At 48.2% G+C, this 16,700-nt stretch carries 11 protein-coding genes; 2 read left to right on the forward strand and 9 right to left on the reverse strand.

Features of this window, described 5'->3' with window-relative positions; translation table 11 throughout:
* Nucleotides 1-10: 10 nt before the first annotated feature.
* Nucleotides 11-877 carry an STAS domain-containing protein gene (locus H3H32_RS01240; RefSeq protein ID WP_182460877.1) on the reverse strand — a complete coding sequence of 289 codons (867 nt, stop codon included), beginning with the start codon at nt 875-877 and terminating at the stop codon, nt 11-13.
* Between the two features lie 421 nt (nt 878-1,298).
* Between H3H32_RS01240 and H3H32_RS01245 the strand changes: the two genes are divergently transcribed.
* Entirely contained in the window at nt 1,299-1,775 is a 477-nt protein-coding gene (locus H3H32_RS01245) for an OmpA family protein (RefSeq protein WP_182460878.1), read from the forward strand.
* 22 nt (nt 1,776-1,797) lie between these two features.
* Here H3H32_RS01245 and H3H32_RS01250 read toward each other — a convergent pair whose 3' ends face one another.
* The gene (locus tag H3H32_RS01250) at nt 1,798-3,945 is read right to left on the reverse strand and encodes a glycoside hydrolase family 31 protein (protein ID WP_182460879.1); all 2,148 of its coding nucleotides are present in this window, start codon (nt 3,943-3,945) and stop codon (nt 1,798-1,800) included.
* Nucleotides 3,946-4,273: 328 nt separating this feature from the next.
* On the opposite strand from H3H32_RS01250, the gene H3H32_RS01255 reads away from it, so the two are divergent.
* Entirely contained in the window at nt 4,274-5,074 is an 801-nt protein-coding gene (locus H3H32_RS01255; protein ID WP_182460880.1) for a GntR family transcriptional regulator, read from the forward strand.
* Here the strand turns inward: H3H32_RS01255 and H3H32_RS01260 are convergent.
* The 7 genes from H3H32_RS01260 to H3H32_RS01285 all read right to left on the reverse strand — a co-directional run bounded on the left by H3H32_RS01260 (nt 5,064) and on the right by H3H32_RS01285 (nt 16,674).
* Nucleotides 5,064-5,774, reverse strand: coding sequence for an SGNH/GDSL hydrolase family protein (locus H3H32_RS01260; RefSeq protein WP_182460881.1), 711 nt, complete (start codon nt 5,772-5,774; stop codon nt 5,064-5,066). The two genes, H3H32_RS01255 and H3H32_RS01260, sit on opposite strands and share 11 nt — an antisense overlap.
* A 233-nt stretch (nt 5,775-6,007) precedes the next feature.
* On the reverse strand, nt 6,008-8,545 hold the full coding sequence (locus H3H32_RS01265) for a hypothetical protein (RefSeq protein WP_182460882.1): 2,538 nt from the start codon (nt 8,543-8,545) through the stop codon (nt 6,008-6,010).
* A 92-nt stretch (nt 8,546-8,637) separates the two neighbouring features.
* Nucleotides 8,638-10,074: a RagB/SusD family nutrient uptake outer membrane protein gene (locus H3H32_RS01270; protein WP_182460883.1), complete on the reverse strand. Its 1,437-nt coding sequence runs from the start codon at nt 10,072-10,074 to the stop codon at nt 8,638-8,640.
* A 119-nt stretch (nt 10,075-10,193) separates the two neighbouring features.
* Nucleotides 10,194-11,201 (reverse strand): SusC/RagA family TonB-linked outer membrane protein, encoded by a 1,008-nt coding sequence (locus H3H32_RS37280; protein WP_374191807.1) that lies wholly within the window; start codon nt 11,199-11,201, stop codon nt 10,194-10,196.
* The gene (locus tag H3H32_RS37285) at nt 11,161-13,395 is read right to left on the reverse strand and encodes a SusC/RagA family TonB-linked outer membrane protein (RefSeq protein WP_374191808.1); all 2,235 of its coding nucleotides are present in this window, start codon (nt 13,393-13,395) and stop codon (nt 11,161-11,163) included. Before H3H32_RS37285 ends, H3H32_RS37280 begins: the two co-directional genes overlap by 41 nt.
* Nucleotides 13,396-13,547: 152 nt before the next feature.
* A complete protein-coding gene (locus tag H3H32_RS01280) occupies nt 13,548-15,044 on the reverse strand; it encodes an L-fucose/L-arabinose isomerase family protein (protein WP_182460884.1) in 1,497 nt (498 codons plus the stop codon).
* A 367-nt stretch (nt 15,045-15,411) separates the two neighbouring features.
* The gene (locus tag H3H32_RS01285) at nt 15,412-16,674 is read right to left on the reverse strand and encodes an MFS transporter (protein ID WP_182460885.1); all 1,263 of its coding nucleotides are present in this window, start codon (nt 16,672-16,674) and stop codon (nt 15,412-15,414) included.
* Between the last annotated feature and the right edge of the window lie 26 nt (nt 16,675-16,700).

Consider the following 16,700-nt stretch of genomic DNA (forward strand, 5'->3'; position numbering starts at 1 on the left):
GCAGGGTATTTTAGCGTATAGTCTTGTCCGTTCCCCCTTGCTTAACGATCAACTTATGCATACTAAACGCATGCTTAAGCGCACTGGCGAGAGAGGCTTTAGTAATGATATTGGACAAGTCGATACCTAGATGAACAACTGTTTGGGCAATTTCAGGTCGGATACCGCTAATGATGCAGTCGGCCCCCATCAAGCGAGTTGCGCTAACGGTCTTCATTAAATGCTGCGCCACTAATGAATCGACAGCGGGTACGCCCGAAATATCCAGAATGGCAATGCTGCTACCCGTATCAACAATTTTTTGTAACAGGCTTTCCATCACAACCTGCGTTCGGGCGCTATCTAACGTGCCAATGATGGGAAGTGCCAGAATGCCATCCCATATTTGAATCACTGGGGTCGAGATATCGGTGATTTCTTCGGTTTGGCGGAAAATGACTTCTTCCCGACCTTTAATAAAGGTCTCGAATGTAACAACGGAGAAACTGTCGAGGAGCCGGTTTATTTTTCGGACCTCTGTAAAAAGCTGCGTTGGGTTATCAGCTAATTTATCCTGTAGCAAATCCAGAATAGCCTCTTTCAGACCGAAGATGTACAAGCCTGTTTCGCGGGGAGAAAAACCTTGTCGGGCACGAGACAGTGAAACCGCCGATAAGATTTCAAATATCTCGTCGAAGTCTGTAGAATCGACTTGGTTTATATTGCTTTCTGTAATGATATTGGCCAGGGCATTAACTAACTCTTCCGATTGCGCTCGCAATTCGTCGTTCGTCATCAGATCGTCCCGCAGGCTTTCACTGGCTAATTGCTTTTGAATCCAGGTATCCAGCAGTTGGGCCTTGTTCTTTTTAAGTAATTCCGAAATTGTAGTAGCCATTAGTAGAGATGGAAAAGGGAGTGAGTGGCAAAAATAGAGGACATATGATTAAATCAGAATTAAATAATATCAAGATCGCTAATCAGAATTTTTTTATCTGATCAGACAGGAACCAATAAGGTAATACTATTAAATCGTGAGCTGATAATGTTACAATTTATGCTCTTTTACTTCGCATTTAATTAACAGCAGTCCTTATAATGGTTTACATAAGCGCAAGTTAAGAAATACGGCGCTCTATGGGTAATATACATGTTTATAAATCTATCGGGAATATAATTCTACTACTTCCCCAACCCGGCCAAATTAAGGAACGAACTCATCAGTTAATAGTTTCGTATCAGCGTTATTTAAGTTGACGTAAGGCAATACATTAGAATGTTGTAGGTTGGATTGAACAGAACTTACGCAAAACTAGATCATGAGAATGCTGTTAATTATCAGGTTGTTACTGTGTTTCTACGCCTGGCAATGGATAGGCGGTAGCTATTCCTTCGGGCAAGACCCTAAGATGCGCTCGGCCGGTCGTGCAATAGCCAATGCTAATGCAGCTGAATTGCCGCTGAGTATTTATATTCTGTACTTTGACCAAAGTAGTCCCAAACTACGACCCGGCGTTAAAGTCACACTGGATTCGATAGCGCAACAACTTGCCGGACAACCAGCCTGGATCGCAACCGTAACTGGCTATACGGACAACGTAGGCAAGCGCGAGTTGAATCTGGTTTTAGCGGAGCGTAGGTCTAAAACCGTAGCAGATTATTTAAAACAACGCGGTGTGCATCCCGACCAGATTATAGTCAAGTGGGAAGAGCCGGAGCTAAAAGCATCTGCTGAGAATCAGGAGGATACAAAAACAATAAGCAGGCGAGTAGCTGTACAGCTTTCGCCGAAGTAATTTTTGCTCAACACTATTTCGCTTACCGCGTCATAAATTCCCAGGTTGCTTTGGTATAATGAAACGAAGGGTCTTTGGGCGCTATCCAACTGCCGGTTAGCTTCCCCTTTTTATCTTTTTTGACGGTGAGTTGCGCCCAACTGAACTTGCCTTTTTCGTAGTCGAAGGTGATGCCGTCGTCATCATACAAGTTCCAACTGGCTTCTGTAGTGCCGTAATGTCGGATTTGTAACGGAAGTTTTTCGGTTTCGCCCGGCGTATGCAACTGGAATGGGATCATCGGAATAATACCCCCTTCTTTTACAAATACCGGAATAGCTAACGACGCTGGCTTAACGTCGATTACTTCGCCGTTGCCCGCCAATTTTCCAGTGTAAAAATCATACCAGTTGCCAGGTGGTAGTACCACTTTTCGGCTTGTTTCACCGGCAAATAGAGGAGCTACCAGCAAGAAATCACCCACCATAAACTGATCTTTGATATCCTGTTTCACGGCCATCGCGTAGGGATTATCGGTAGAATTAAATTGAGCCGTTGTCGCCTTATCATCAAAGGAAAAACCATCGACCAGATTCATGGCTCGAATTGGCGGCTTGCCTTCGAAATGATACTGAGCAAAGGTTGTGTAGAGATAGGGCAGTAACTCCATCCGTAGTTGCATCACCGCTTTTACCTCGTCGGCCACATCGGCAAACGACCAGGGTTTGGTGCCATCGGCCCAGGCGTTGAGCATTGCCATCGGCGAAAAGCATACCGTCTGCATCCGGCGTAGCCATTCTTCCGAGGTTTTAGATGTTCGTGCTTCAGGTGTCCAGAGTACACCGGCAAAGCTGCTGGTACACAAGGCTGTAATGAAATCGCGGTGGTCGTAGTAGTCGTTGTAAATCACGTAGGGCATCCATGGAGAGCCCGCATTTGAACCGCGTACCAGTCCATAGGTTCGCTGGTTCTTTTCCCGAAACCAACCGTCGGTCATTTTCTGAAATTGCAGACCGTAAATCTGCCTCATCTGCTCGGCACCGATGCCCGAAGGAAACTTAGCAACGTCGGGCCAAAGCCAGTGATCGTACCCATCCACTTCATCGACCTTATAGCCCGACACGCCAATGGACAGGTGCTGTTTCGTGAATAAGCTCTTGTATAAATCGCGGGCAGGTGCCAGATTAAAATCGGGAACGCGTCCCACCCAAACCGTATGCGAGCCGGTATACGGCAGCACGTCCTTAAAAATGGGTGAATGCGATGAAACGTAAGGATTGATCCATAAGTTGGATCGGATGTTTTTAGTGGCTAATTGCTTCAGAAATTGGTCGGGGTGAGGGAAGCGCGTACTGTCCCAGACGAAACTATTTGGGTAGGAGTGGGATTGCCAGCCGGGTTCCAGCCCAACAAAACTTAACGGATAGCCTTTGGCTTCAAACTCGGCAACTTCGTTCAGAATCTGTTTGTCGGTAAATAGCGTTGGCGTTCGATGGGTAAAACCCAAGCCCCATTTTGGCGGCAACGTACCTCCTCCGCAGTAAAGATTGTAGCGCTGCATAACTTCCATTGGCGTACGTCCGGCAAACACATAAACCTCCGTACCAGCCGCCGGAACCACCATCTCTACTGCATCTGAGTAAGGTTGCGCACTCCAGTTTCGCTGGGTATTCCGGTTCATTTCGGCTGGGGTGTGTTTGCCTTCAGCCAGCACCCCCGTACCCGCGTAGACCGTGATGTACCGGGCTGAATTAATCAGAACACCATACCCGAGGCTGGACACGTAAAACGGAACGGGCGCATGGGTTCGGCCGTTGTCTTTCCCGTTGTAATGATCTACATGCAGCGTTTTGATGGTGCCCCGTTGCTGAACGGTTTTAAAATTTAAGCCTAGGCCAAAGAGTTGTTCGCCCTGTTGGAGGGGAAATCGTAGAAATGTTTTGTTGTCTGTTTTTTCGTGTACACTCTCGCCTAGAAGTGTCGGGAATGGCATATCACCCAGCTTTTGTAAGCCATCCAGACGGGGTTTTACGTCTGCAACTGCTAGTGGCGTAATGCCATCCGGGCTTCCAATAACAGACTTCCACACGCCGGGCGCTATCTGCTGCCACTGAAACGCGGTTTGCTGACCGGAGCCAGAGGTTACTACGAATAGACTAAATATGAAAAACAGAAAGGAACGACTCATCATGGTTTAGGAAATGGAGGTCTGTAAGTAGAACACAGATTTTTATGAACTCTATGATTTATAGGGATGATCTGATTCCACATTTATACTACTGCCAATTGACGGAATTTTACCATTTAGTCAATTGATCTTTTTTAATCTTAAACGATCATAAACATCAGCGGTCTATTACTCACTAAACACGACCTGCATCTGGCTCTACTGATTCGATTAATCCTGAAAAGGAAGCTGTATATTTACAGAACCTGCAACGTATCGACGAACTCACGATTAGTTATACGGAACAGGCTCACACACCGAATGTTAACGGATTATAGGTCGATTGAACTGGATGGAAAAGAAAGGGGCAACTGCTCAGCTAACCACAGGTAAGGCGAAATTTATCGCGCTGAGTGAAAGCATTATTGATAAAATAAAAACGGGGGAGTTATTGCCAGGAGACCAGATACCTTCTGAAAATGAGCTGATTAAAACCTTTAAAATAAGCAACACAACCGCCCGAAAAACGCTCCTCGAAATTGAATCCAAAGGTTGGGCACGGCGTATAAAAGGCAAAGGTACCTACGTACTCAATCGGACAGAAGATCATCATTTACTCCGCACGTTAGGCTCAATCTACGCTACCCGACGTGGTTTTCACGATAGCCTGATTGCCGAAGGGTTTACGCCCAAAAACATCGTTCTGGAGAAAACGATTTTACAGGATGGGATTTCGTCGGAGATCAACGGACGGCATTTTATTATTGAAGGCCCGGCCCTAAAGCTTCATCAACTGCGCTATGCTGATGAGTTGCTGATTAAAGATGAGGTCAAGTACATTTCCCTGACGCTTTGTCCGAAGATCAATAAAATACCGACCGAGGTTTCGTATTTCAAAGTCTACGAAAACAACTATCACCTGAAAATCAACGAGGTTCAGCAGACGCTAGGCGTGAAAATTCTGGAACCCAACACCACTAATTTTGACCTCAATAAGCCAACACCCGTCTTTTTGCTCGACAGTGCCGTGATCTGTACGGGCGATAAAGTTGTTGAAATTGAGCAGTCCTATTACCACGGCGATAAGTATAAATTCGCCGTTATTGCCAATCCCGAATTCGATTATCGGCCCGCCAATCCGCTTAGTTCGTAAACCACTTCAGAATTTCGTCGGCAATGATCTCATGCCCTGCTTTGTTCGGGTGGTTCACGTGCGACATGTAGTTGGTCAATTCACCCCGTTTGGCAATCTGCTTAAACTTCGAATACGGATCGGCTATTCCGATGTGGTTTTGGTTGGCTAGTTGATGGATCTGCTGAACGTGTGGCTCCAGTGGATTGGTTGCATCCAGAATGTCCAGCCGCTGGTCGGGAGAGGGAGTTAGCAGAATTACCTTTATGTTCTTGGCCAGTGCCGTCTGTATCATGCTTGCCCAGGCTTCTTTTACCTTGCCAATGTCCGAGAAACGGTCGTTGAGGGCGTAGTCGATAAACAGGACGTCGGGTTTGTGAACGAGCACATCCTGTTCAAAACGAGTTTGTCCTTTGATGGAATTCTCCCCGCCAATAGCCGTCACAATCACGTTAATAACGGCATACGGATACTGCTTTTTCAGTTTTGCCAGCAGCAGATTTGGATACGATTCCAGCGTATGCACTTCGTGATCGTGCCAATAACCCGCTGGTACCGAGTGCCCATGAAACACCAGATTGATCGTCCGGTTTTTCGGCCACTGCGTTGTGAGTTCTTGTTTTAGAGTGCTCAGATACGTAGCAGAATCCGCCTGCTGGGCCAGTGTGCTCAAGGATACTCCCAGAAACAAAACAAGCATTTTATAGATTCTATTTATCATTAGCGTATTTGTGTATTAAAGTTGTTTAAACTTCTTTTTGTATTCGCATTTTCTGTCATCCCTCCTGCGTCGGAATGACAGAAACACCCTGATTGTAGTCGATTTTAGAAAGTTTTAACAGCTTCCTTAGAAGCCAATTGAACTTTCTGAAAATAAAATATAGAGAGCTTTTTGAGATTCCTCCTGGCGTCGGAATGACAAAAAAGAGCGACCAATTTTGCGTTTAAAAAACGCTACCAAAACGCTACCAAATCACCCGTTACGTTTTCAACGACGTAATGCTTACCGTACTTTTTATCGCCGAGCTTGAAGGCCGTTTGGGGCTTTTTCCACGGGTAGCTCGTGTTCGAATAAACATTCAGTCCTTGTTCCGTAACCTTGTCATCAGGATAAATGCGGACAGTAGCGTTCTTTAAACCCATCAATCGGATGCAGCGTTTCATGTGCTTCACCCCCGACGTCATTTCCTGACACGACACGATTCCATCCGCCTGATCAATAAACACACGGCTTTCCCGATGCCAGGCTTTAGGCATTGAGTAGACGGAATACCCATTCGCCAATTCCGTTTCATAACCCGTCAGAATAGGTGCGCCCTGCGGTAATTTGAACCGATGCGTGATGGTTGTATTGGGGCAGTAACCCGAAAAGAAAAAGCCGTTGCTGCCTCGGGAAATAGTGAGTACGGGATTCTTTACGGATGGGTTTCGCTTGTCGATTCGGTAATCCAGACCAAACTGGTTTAGAACGTAACGCATCAAAAGCGGTCCCGTAAACAGTTGTTCCGGGTCATCTGGCGTTAGGAGTTTACCTCCTGTAAACTTGCTCGAATTGGTGCCCCGTACATAGGCGACTTTACCGCCTTTCCACTCCGGTTTTTCGCGTACCCAAACCACGTCGCGTTCATGCTGGCTCTGGCTCATTTTTGCCAGTACTTTCGTTCCAACGTCAGTTTTATTCTTCACCTGCGTCGCAATACCACCTCCCGAAAAGAGCGGATTGTGGATGATCTTGTTCGGGTATTTTTTCGTCAGTTCGTCCAATGTTATGCTTGAATTAACCTGAAATTCCCCGTCAAGCGCTTTGGTATTTTGAAGATTGAGCAGATTTAGGAAAGCCGCTCCGGCATGGTCGGCGGGGCCGTAGATGAGGAGTTTGCCGCCATTCTGAACGAAGTCGATCAGCGTTTTTTCGAGTGATGAACCCGCATCGGGTACGATGGAAACTAGAATCGACTCATTGAAGTAAGTAGGCTTTGTGGCCAACACTTTCTGGAGTGAACCCGTAGACGTAATCGTGTTCAACGGAAAACCGTTGTTGATGGCCTGCCGGATAAGCCAGTCGCCGTAATAGATTTCCGGGAGTCGTTCGGGCTGTTTGTAGGCCCAACTATGGTATTCATCGAACGGATAGACCCAGACCAGCGGCCCTGGCGCGGTGGGTGCATCGTAGCGGGCTTTCAGGATGTGGGGCGTTACTTCATCGGGTACCTGAGTGGGCATTTCACCGTAGGAATTGTCGGCAGTCAGGAAATTCAAATGCGTTGGCAGCTTTATTTCGCCCTTCGCGTTGATACGTGCCACCGCCATTGGCAGGTAAATATCGTGCGGCTCCTGCCCGTAGCGATCCAGCCACGGGCTATTCACCCACCAAGGATCGTGCGTGTAATAGCGAAACAGATAACGCTCGTCGGGCAACTCCGCCATCCGCGACATATACCCCACCATTTCCAGACCAAAATCACCATCCAGAGCTGCCCAGGGCGAATTGGGGGGCGGGAGCATGTTGTAATGGCCCCCGTAAATCTGCTTCAAATCGACGCCATCACGCGCTAAGTCGGCACCAGTCGATAGGTTCGTGCCTCGGGTTTGAATTTGAAACGCAGGGCATTCCTTGCGAAACAGATTCCAGAAACCCGCAATCAATTCTTTGGTATTCGCCAATTTTTCGGGTGCAAAGGCTTTCCCGTTAAAGATAGCCCCGGTCGATGACCAGCCCTCAACCCCAAAGCCGAATCCATTGCTGAGCCAGATGAAATCGTAGCCTAAATCGGTCAGGAAATGCTGACTCTGCCGCCCCAAAAACGTACCAAAAGGCGTATTGGCCGGAATGCCTTTGGGGAAACCAGCATAGGCGTCGGCATCGGCGTTCAGGGTCGAATAACAACTGACCATCGTCTTGTGGCCCATCGCGTTGCCACCCAAAATTTCCGGGTGCTTTTTGTACTTAAACTCCGATTTGGCGAACTCCGGGCCGGGGTCAAACGTAGCGCCAATCATAACGGGTTTGCCTGTGATACGCTTGCCCGTTTCTTTCAGGGTTTGAATGATAAACTTCAAATCGCCGTAGGTGAATGCGGGTGGATTTTCGATGTACAGATAGGCCCGCTCGTGAAGGGACAACTCTTTCGGTCCCGAACCCACTTCATGTTCCGTGTTTGGGTTGCCGATGTAGCGCGCCCATTCTAGCGGCTGCGTCAACTTGCCTTTATAGTCCAGAATTTCCGATCCATCCGACGTCCAGAGCATCACCGAAACCGTGTCGGTATGACGCAGCAATGATGACCATTGGGTAAACAACTCCGTAGCCACCTGTTGAATATACGCCTTGTCGTTTTTCTTAAACGGTTTCAGCGATGCTTCCAGGGTGATGTTGTTGAAGTTCTTACCTCGTAGCGTCGAATTGTCCAGATTGGGTGTATCTACCGTAGTTGTAAAGCCCAGAATGACAATGCTTAACAGGCAGAGGGAGGTTAGGATTTGGGTACGCATGGGTTGAAAAAGTTAGGTTTAGGTGATGTACCCATGGGCTTCAGCCCGTGACCAATGCTGGATAAATCACGGGCTGAAGCCCATGGGTACAATCAATACCCCGGATTCTGCTTCAGTGCCGGATTCAAGTCAATTTCTGCTTGTGGAATCGGGAACACCAATTCGAAATCCTGCACCGAAAAACTAAGTTTCTGACTGGCATAATGGGCGTTTAAGACCGTTTGCGCCCGACCCGTTCGGACTAAATCGAACCAGCGATGACCCTCGTACAGCAATTCAACGCGTCGTTCCTGTTCAAGGGCCAGTCGCAAGGAAGCCTGGGTAAGGCCAGCCAGAACGGGTAATTTAACCCGCTGACGAACCTGATTGATGTAAGGCAACGCATCGGTTGTTTTACCTTGTTCATTGAGCACTTCGGCATACATCAACAAGACGTCGGCAAAGCGGAGAATGGTGAACGAGATGCTGCCATCATTGGGATCGACAGCTTTAAAATCGACGAATTTTAACCCGTAGCGGCTATATGATTTCTTGCCACCAATGAGTGCGACAGAATCGTTAACCGAAATCGCTTTGCGAGCGTCTCCCGCTTCGTAAGCTCTGGTTAAATCCAGCGTCGGCACAATACGACCTGCTCCCTGCGAATTATTGGGGAAGATAGCCATGCTGGTGATGGCGGGAGTAAACAACGAGGAATAGTTGTTGCCCAGCGTTTGCCCCGATAAATAATCGACTTCCAGCATTGTCTCAGCCAGGTTCGTATTGCCATTGGTCGACAGCGTTTTATAGTCAGCTACCAGCGAATACTGCTTGGAATCGATTACTTCTTTCAGTTTCGTAGCAGCCAGATCGTAGTTCTGCTGTGTCAGGTACACTTTTCCCAACAACGCTTTCACGGTCATTTGCGAGGTCTTGGTTTTATCCGTAACCAGGGTGGCGGGTAATAACGATTCGGCACTGGTTAAATCGGAGAGGATCAATTTATAGACCTCCTCTTTGGGCTTTAGCGTTAAATCGGCGGCTGACACCTGCGCGGGGCTGGTGAACGTCTGGGTAGCGATGGGTACGTTGCCAAATAAGCGTACCAGATAGAAATAGCTGAACGCCCGTAAAAACTGCGCTTCGCCCTTAATGCGGTTCTTGGCCGTCTGGTCGAAATTGACCGCATCAATCCGGTTCAAAATATTGCTGGACTGCGAGATGGTATACAGGCAGGTACTCCAGACCGCTCTGGTAAAAGCGTTCGTTGCCGTAACGCCATTTTGATCCAGTTGCATTTCATCGGCTGATGGCGACGACCACTGGATTTCCGTATTGTCGGTGGTCAGTTCTGCCAGATAAATGATGTTGCTACTGCTATACAAACCCCGAAAGGTGCTGTACACGCCAACCAGCGCCGTTTCAAAATCATTTTGATTCTGGTAAAAACTCTGATCACTAATCTGGTAAGCCGGCTTCAGATTCAGAAAATCCTGGCAGGAGGTCAAGGTGGCCGTCAGAAAGAGTATGGCCAATAATTTCTTTTTCATGACAGTTAAAGGGTTGATGGTAATGTAGAATGAACAATGAATAATGGATAACTTTTAGCGCTCATTGTCAGGTCGATAGCTTTGCATTGTGCATTATTCATTTTCCATTATTCATTAGTTTAGAAGGTCACACGCAGTCCCAGCGTATACGTCCGTGGGTTTGGGTACGAGAAAAAGTCGACGCCACTTTTGGCCAGATTGTCGCCACCCGTACTGCCTTCCGGGTCATAACCCGGATACTTGGTGAAGGTGTACAGATTCGTGACATCGGCATAGACAGAAAGCGCCTGAAGTTTCAATTTGCTAACCATCGTTGTCGGGAAGGTGTAGGATAAATTGACATCCCGAATGCGGGTAAACGAGCCATCGAACAGGTACTTGGTTGTGCCCGCGCTGAATCCAAAGGCATAATCGTTCCGAATGGCGCGACCGTATAAACCGTCGCCCGGACTGTCTGGTGATCTCCATCGGTTAGCTATGGACGCCAACTGGTTCTGAACCCCGGCATCGTTGAGATTTACTTCGCCCCCCTGGAAATAAATCTGGTTGCCATAGGTGCCGTTTAGGCTGACACTCAATGCGAAATTCTTGTAACTGAAGCGGTTGCCTAAACCCCAAGTGAATTTTGGCCAGGGACTGCCGACAATGGTTTTATCGGACGTATTGATCGTACCGTTGCCGTCTACATCCTGGTATTTATAGTCGCCGGGTTGGACTCTGGGGTTTTGAAGCGGGCTTTTGCTGATTTCTTCCTGCGTCTGGAAAATGCCCAGAATATTCAATAACCGGAAGCTGGAAATGGGTGAACCCACTTGCGCTACCTGATAATCAGAAGTGACAATTCGGGCGGCATCGGAATTGAGCGACAGGACTTTATTACGGTTCCAACTGATGTTGAAATCGGTGTTCCACTGGAAAGGGCCTTTGCCGATGTTCTGCGAGTTAATAGTCAGCTCGAGTCCCTTGTTTTCGACCTCGCCAATGTTCTGAACCGAGCTACCAAATCCCGAAGCCGACGGTAGCGTTACGTTCAGCAACAGGTTCTTTTTGTAGGCCTGATAAGCATCGACCGTGAACGAGAGCCGGTTATGGAACAACGACAAATCCATGCCTATATTCGATTGCACCGATTGTTCCCAGGTTAGTTGGTCGTTGGCCAAACTGGTTGGTACGATACCCGAAACGATCTGCCCGTTCGATACCGTTCGGGCTACGCCCAGCAAACCCTGAGTGGCATAGTTCGGAATTAGATTGTTTCCCGAAACGCCAAAGCTGGCTTCTGATTTTCAGATCGTTGATAAAACTTGCTGATTTCATGAACGGCTCATCCGACAGTCGGTAAGCGGCCGACAGCGAGGGGAACGTGCCCCAGCGATTCTTGGCCCCAAAGCGCGAACTACCATCCTGCCGAATCGTGGCGGTTAACAAATATTTGCCTGCATAGGTGTAATTTACCCGTGCTAGCCACGACATGATGGCCCATTCGCTGATGTAATTCGTGCCCGTCGAAACGGTGCCAGCGGCCAGATAAGGCACATAATCCGTCGAAAATCCCGTAGCGCCCGCCTGCAAAATTTCGTCCGAATTTTTCTGGACGGTATAGCCAACTAAGGCATCGAGGTCATGCTTGCCACCAAACTTATGCCGGTAGTTAAGCGTGTTTTCGTTTAACCAGTTCATGCTCTTCACTTCCGTAGACCCCGCCGTAGCCGCTCCTGTCCGGCTAGTCGCCAAGCCGACTTTCGATGATTTCCACAAACGCGTGACGTTGTTGGAATAGTTAACCCCAACGGAGGTTTTCAAAATCAGACCCGGAGCCAGTTCAAATTGCAGGTAATTGTTTGTGAACACGTTGGTGTTGTTGCGCTTATCCGAAAATTCAGCGGCAATCACCAACGGATTTTCGACCGGAATACCCGTCGGACTGGAGAATTCAGAATAAGGCGTTCCGTCGGGATTCGTGACTGGAATGGTTGGGTCGCTGGCCAGAGCTGCCGAGATCAAACCCCGGTATTGCAGGTGCCCTTCGGCTCGGGCGAAATTGCCGTAGGAGTGAGCCCCAGAAAAGGAAGCCCCAATTTTCATCCACGGAGTAAGCTGCGCATCGATGTTGGTACGCAGCGTGAATTTGTTGAAGTCGGAGCCAATGATGATACCCGTTTGGTTGAAATAGCCGCCTGATACATAGTAGCTTACATCCTTACTAGTCCCGCTGGCCGATAGTTGGTAATTATGCACCATGCCTTTTCGGAAGATGACATCCTGCCAGTCGGTGCCGTACCCTTGATCGGCAAATTGGGATGGATTGCGGAACTCGGGTTTAACCTGCGTCGCCGTGCTGCGAACACTGTTTGGGTCAGAAGCTTTTCCACCCGCAAATACCCAGGCATTGTCGCGACCTTCGGCCACAAACTCAGCGTATTGTCGGGGTGTCAGGAGCTTCATTTTTCGGGCTAGCTCCTGCATGCCGCTCGAATGCTCGAAGCTGATGGTCGGTTTGCCTAACTTACCGCGTTTGGTGGTAATGATAATGACGCCGTTAGAACCGCGAGAGCCATAAATCGCCGTTGCTGAGGCATCTTTCAAAACCTGAATTGACTCAATGTCAGCGGGGTTGATGATGCTGAGTGGGTTGATCCGGTTGGTCGAACTGCTGCTGGCAATGCCGCTGGCGGTGTAGGAGTTCGCACTAAAACTGCTCAGATCAGAGCCACCCCCACCGGTACCAATCGCATAGCCATCGACTACATACAGCGGAGAGTTGCCACCCGTAATGGAGCTAATTCCCCGAACAATCACGTTAACGTTTCCGCCTGGCGCACCCGACGTTTGGGTAATCTGGACACCCGCCACTTTGCCCTGCATCATCTGATCGACACTCGTAGCCGATGGTACGGGCACCAGATCTTTACTAGTCAGGTTGACAATCGAACCCGTCAGGTCTTTTTTGCGCTGAGTACCATAGCCCACGACAACCACATCCTGCAACTGCTGTTGATCGGTTTTTAACGACAGGTTGAAGGTCGTTCGCTTATTAACGGCCAGTTCCTGAGGGGCATAGCCAATAAAACTGACGACCAGCGTGGCGTTGGATGCGACATTCAGCTTGAAGTTTCCATTCACATCGGTCGTTGTACCGTTTGTGGTGCCTTTCTCAGTAACAGTTGCGCCAACCAGAGCTTCTCCGTCTTCCTCCGCGGTGATTTTGCCGCTTACCAACCCTTTCGTCGATTGAGCAGATACGCTATGCACGACAGACAATACGCTTAACATGCTGCCAATCACCAGGAGTCGCAGCCGATGGAATAAAAAATGATTCATGATTAATTGGTTAAGGTTTAAGTAGTAAAAGAATGGATAATGAACAATGTAAAATGGATAATGAGGTTGCTGTATAATGTATTGTTAGTGAGTTGGTTATCTCTTTAGAAGGAGCATTGTCCATTATTCATTTTACATTATCCATTACTGATCTATCCATTAATAATCACAGATTCGATCTTCAGGTAATCCGCGATTTTCTGAATCGTTTCGGCGTGGTGCCCTACACCCAGTGCGAAATGGTGCGTTGGGCCTGCCTGTATCCAGCGTTTCAGGAACGTGCGAACATCCGGTTTGAAAAAGCCGCGCGTGTTGGTGTTGCCAGTTGGCGGAATAGGTCCCGCAATCGACTCGCCTTCGGCAATGATGAATTTCATTTTGCCTTCGTAAGTCGAGCTGATACTCAGCATTGTAATTGGCCCTTCCTTGATTTTGAACTCGACACCCGCTCCGAAACCGGGTTTGCCATGATATTTTTTCAGACTGCGCAACACCGGCTGTCCTTCAGCAATGGCGATGTTATGGGGCCCATCGTGGCCGACCAGCACAAAGTCTTCCTTGAAATCGACCGGGTGAAACTCGGCGAAACTGCCACCAATGCCCAGCCGTTCCATAATGAGCATAGCAATGCAGGTTTTCAGGTCTGATTCGCCACACATTGGGAAGCCCGCGCCCTGGAGCAGGGAGTTACCCACAATCAGGTTCGACATAACGACGCGGGTATCGCTGTTATCCGGGCCATCGTAGTAATAGGCTAGTCCGTCCAGTTTTTTGGCTTTGATGAATTTTTCCAAGGCTACAGCCGCCTGGGCTGCAATGTGCAGATCAGAATCCCGGAGCTTTTCGGAGATGGGGTCGGAAACGGGATCGGGGGTATCGAAAAAGTCCAGAATTCGCTCTTTAACGGCATCGATTTCGGCTTCGGTAGCCTGCTGATACTGACTCACAATTTCATGTGCTTCGCACTGAACAATGTGCGCGCCGAAGTGGGCGGTCAGCATGGTCGAATCGGAGTGCATGTCCAGCATGGCCTCAATCGGGTGTCCGATATGCCCGATTCTTGCCGTTTTTAAATCATGCAAGACAGCGGCAATCCGGCAATATTCACTGATTTCGGCATCGGCAGCCGGATCGTCATATAGCGTCCCAATAATCATCTGGGGCACTTTCTTCCCCATCCGAACGGCTACCCCGGCAAACTCAGGTAAAGCGCAGATGTCGTCGTTATACAATTGCAAGTAGGTCGACGCCTGACTATAATTCATGGCCTTGTCGGGTTGCAACGCCACGAGGACGATTGGGGTGTCGATGCTTTTGATAATGACGCCGAACGTACTCGATGTTGCGTAGGTTAGCATGTCGCAGAAAATCAGGTCCAGATTGGCCGCGTTGAGTTTCGGAACAAGCTCATAAGCTTTCGTAACATCGTCGACAAGCCCAAAATCAACGATCTCCACGTCGTGTTGTGCTTCAATTTTATCGATGAATACAGCCTGTTTTTTCAACAGATCGTCTAATAATCCGTCGAACTGGCCCCAGTATTTGAAATAGCCTACGCCAAACACCCCGATTCGGGCACGCGTTGGTTTCCGTTTTACAAAGGCGCCCTCTTTCGCCGATACTAGCCCATTCAATGATTGATTCTGCATATAAATTAGTGTTGGTGTCTTTGTTAGTTTTGGTTAGTGCACTAAGTTGATTTTGATTGTATGATCCCCTATTGAGTTTCCTAAAATAACCTGGCCATTTTTCGCCCCGCTAGGGGCTTAACAGCGCAGCGTCGGTAGAAAAAGTAAATGCAGAGTGGATCCAGCGTGCCGTAGGTACGCGACGATTCAAAGCAGTTACGTAACTGACGGCACGAAGGTGTTTGGAAATGGCATTTCTTCTACCGACGCTACGCTATTTGGCCCCCAACGGGGCAAAAAAAGCTCGATCTACTAGTAAATCAATTTAGACTCACACAAGATTTGATTTGATTTATTGTTTGATAAAGCACTGTAAATCAATAAGATATTATGTAGTTGATGTGAATAAAGGCTGATTCTTTACTTCCTGTTTATTCCCAAATGACAGCGCTTTTATCCTGGGAATGAACACCAGTAGCAACACAAACGCCAATGGATAAAGCAAGCCTGAAGCAATCCATAGGGGCGTGTACGAATACCGTTGGATAACCACACCCATCAGCGGATTGAGCAATAAACTGGAAACGGCCCCTGCCGTACCCGATAGCCCGACAACCGTTGAGGTGGCCTTTTGACCAAACATATCGGAGATGGAGGTAATGTAGTTGGTGATCCAGAATCCATGTGCAAACATGAATACCGCCATCAGCGCTACAGCTACGTCTACCGACGAAACCCACGAAATAGCTGGTGCTGAAAGTGTCAAGATGGCAGCAATGCCCATCACCGTTTTTCGGGCTTTATTGACCGTATACTGATGAGCGATTAACTGGCCAGAAAACCAACCGCCGAGAATATTCGCAATTCCCAACGCTAGAAAAGGAATCCAGAATAGCTTGCCAATCTCTTCGAACGAGACATTCCGAACCGAGCTGAGGTACTTCGGAATCCAGAACATCATGAAATAAAATACCGGATCGAGCATAAATCGAATGATGATGAATATCCAGGTTGGCCGTTTGTTGAGTAATTCCAAAAAAGAGACGGTTTCTTTGGGGCCATCTTCCAATTGAGAAACGTTGGCCATAGTTTCTTTCTTCCAGGGCGTTACTAACCAAGCGATTACCCAGGCAATACCAATCAAGCCCGGAATCAGAAAGCCTCCCCGCCAGCCATAATTAGTAGATAACCAGATCGTTAGAGGAGGGGCAACTACCGCACCAATGGCCGAACCCCCAATAGCGATTCCATTCGCTAGGGCCCGCTCTTCTTTATCGAACCAGCGGTAGACCGTCCAGGCAGCTCCGGGAAAACAGCCACCTTCGCCCATACCCAGGAAGAATCGGAAGGTCAGCAATTGCGAAAAGGTAGTCATGACCGCATGCAGGCTGTTCGCCACTGACCATACACCTACCGAAATGGCCAGTCCTAGCTTACCACCCACCCGGTCGATCAGCCAACCACCAAGCGTAAACATTAGTGCGTAACTGATTAGAAAGCTGGTATTGACCATGCCGTATTCCACATCGGTGATGTGAAACTCCTGCTGGATCTTAATAATCGCAATCGATAACACCTGCCTATCCAGAAAACTTAAGCCAGTCGCTATAAACAGGAGGAAAACAATCAGCCAGCGGAGATTTTTGTTCATACTACTTAACGCACTAAGTTAGTGCT

It is taken from the genome of Spirosoma foliorum (genome assembly GCF_014117325.1).
GTDB lineage: Bacteria > Bacteroidota > Bacteroidia > Cytophagales > Spirosomataceae > Spirosoma > Spirosoma foliorum.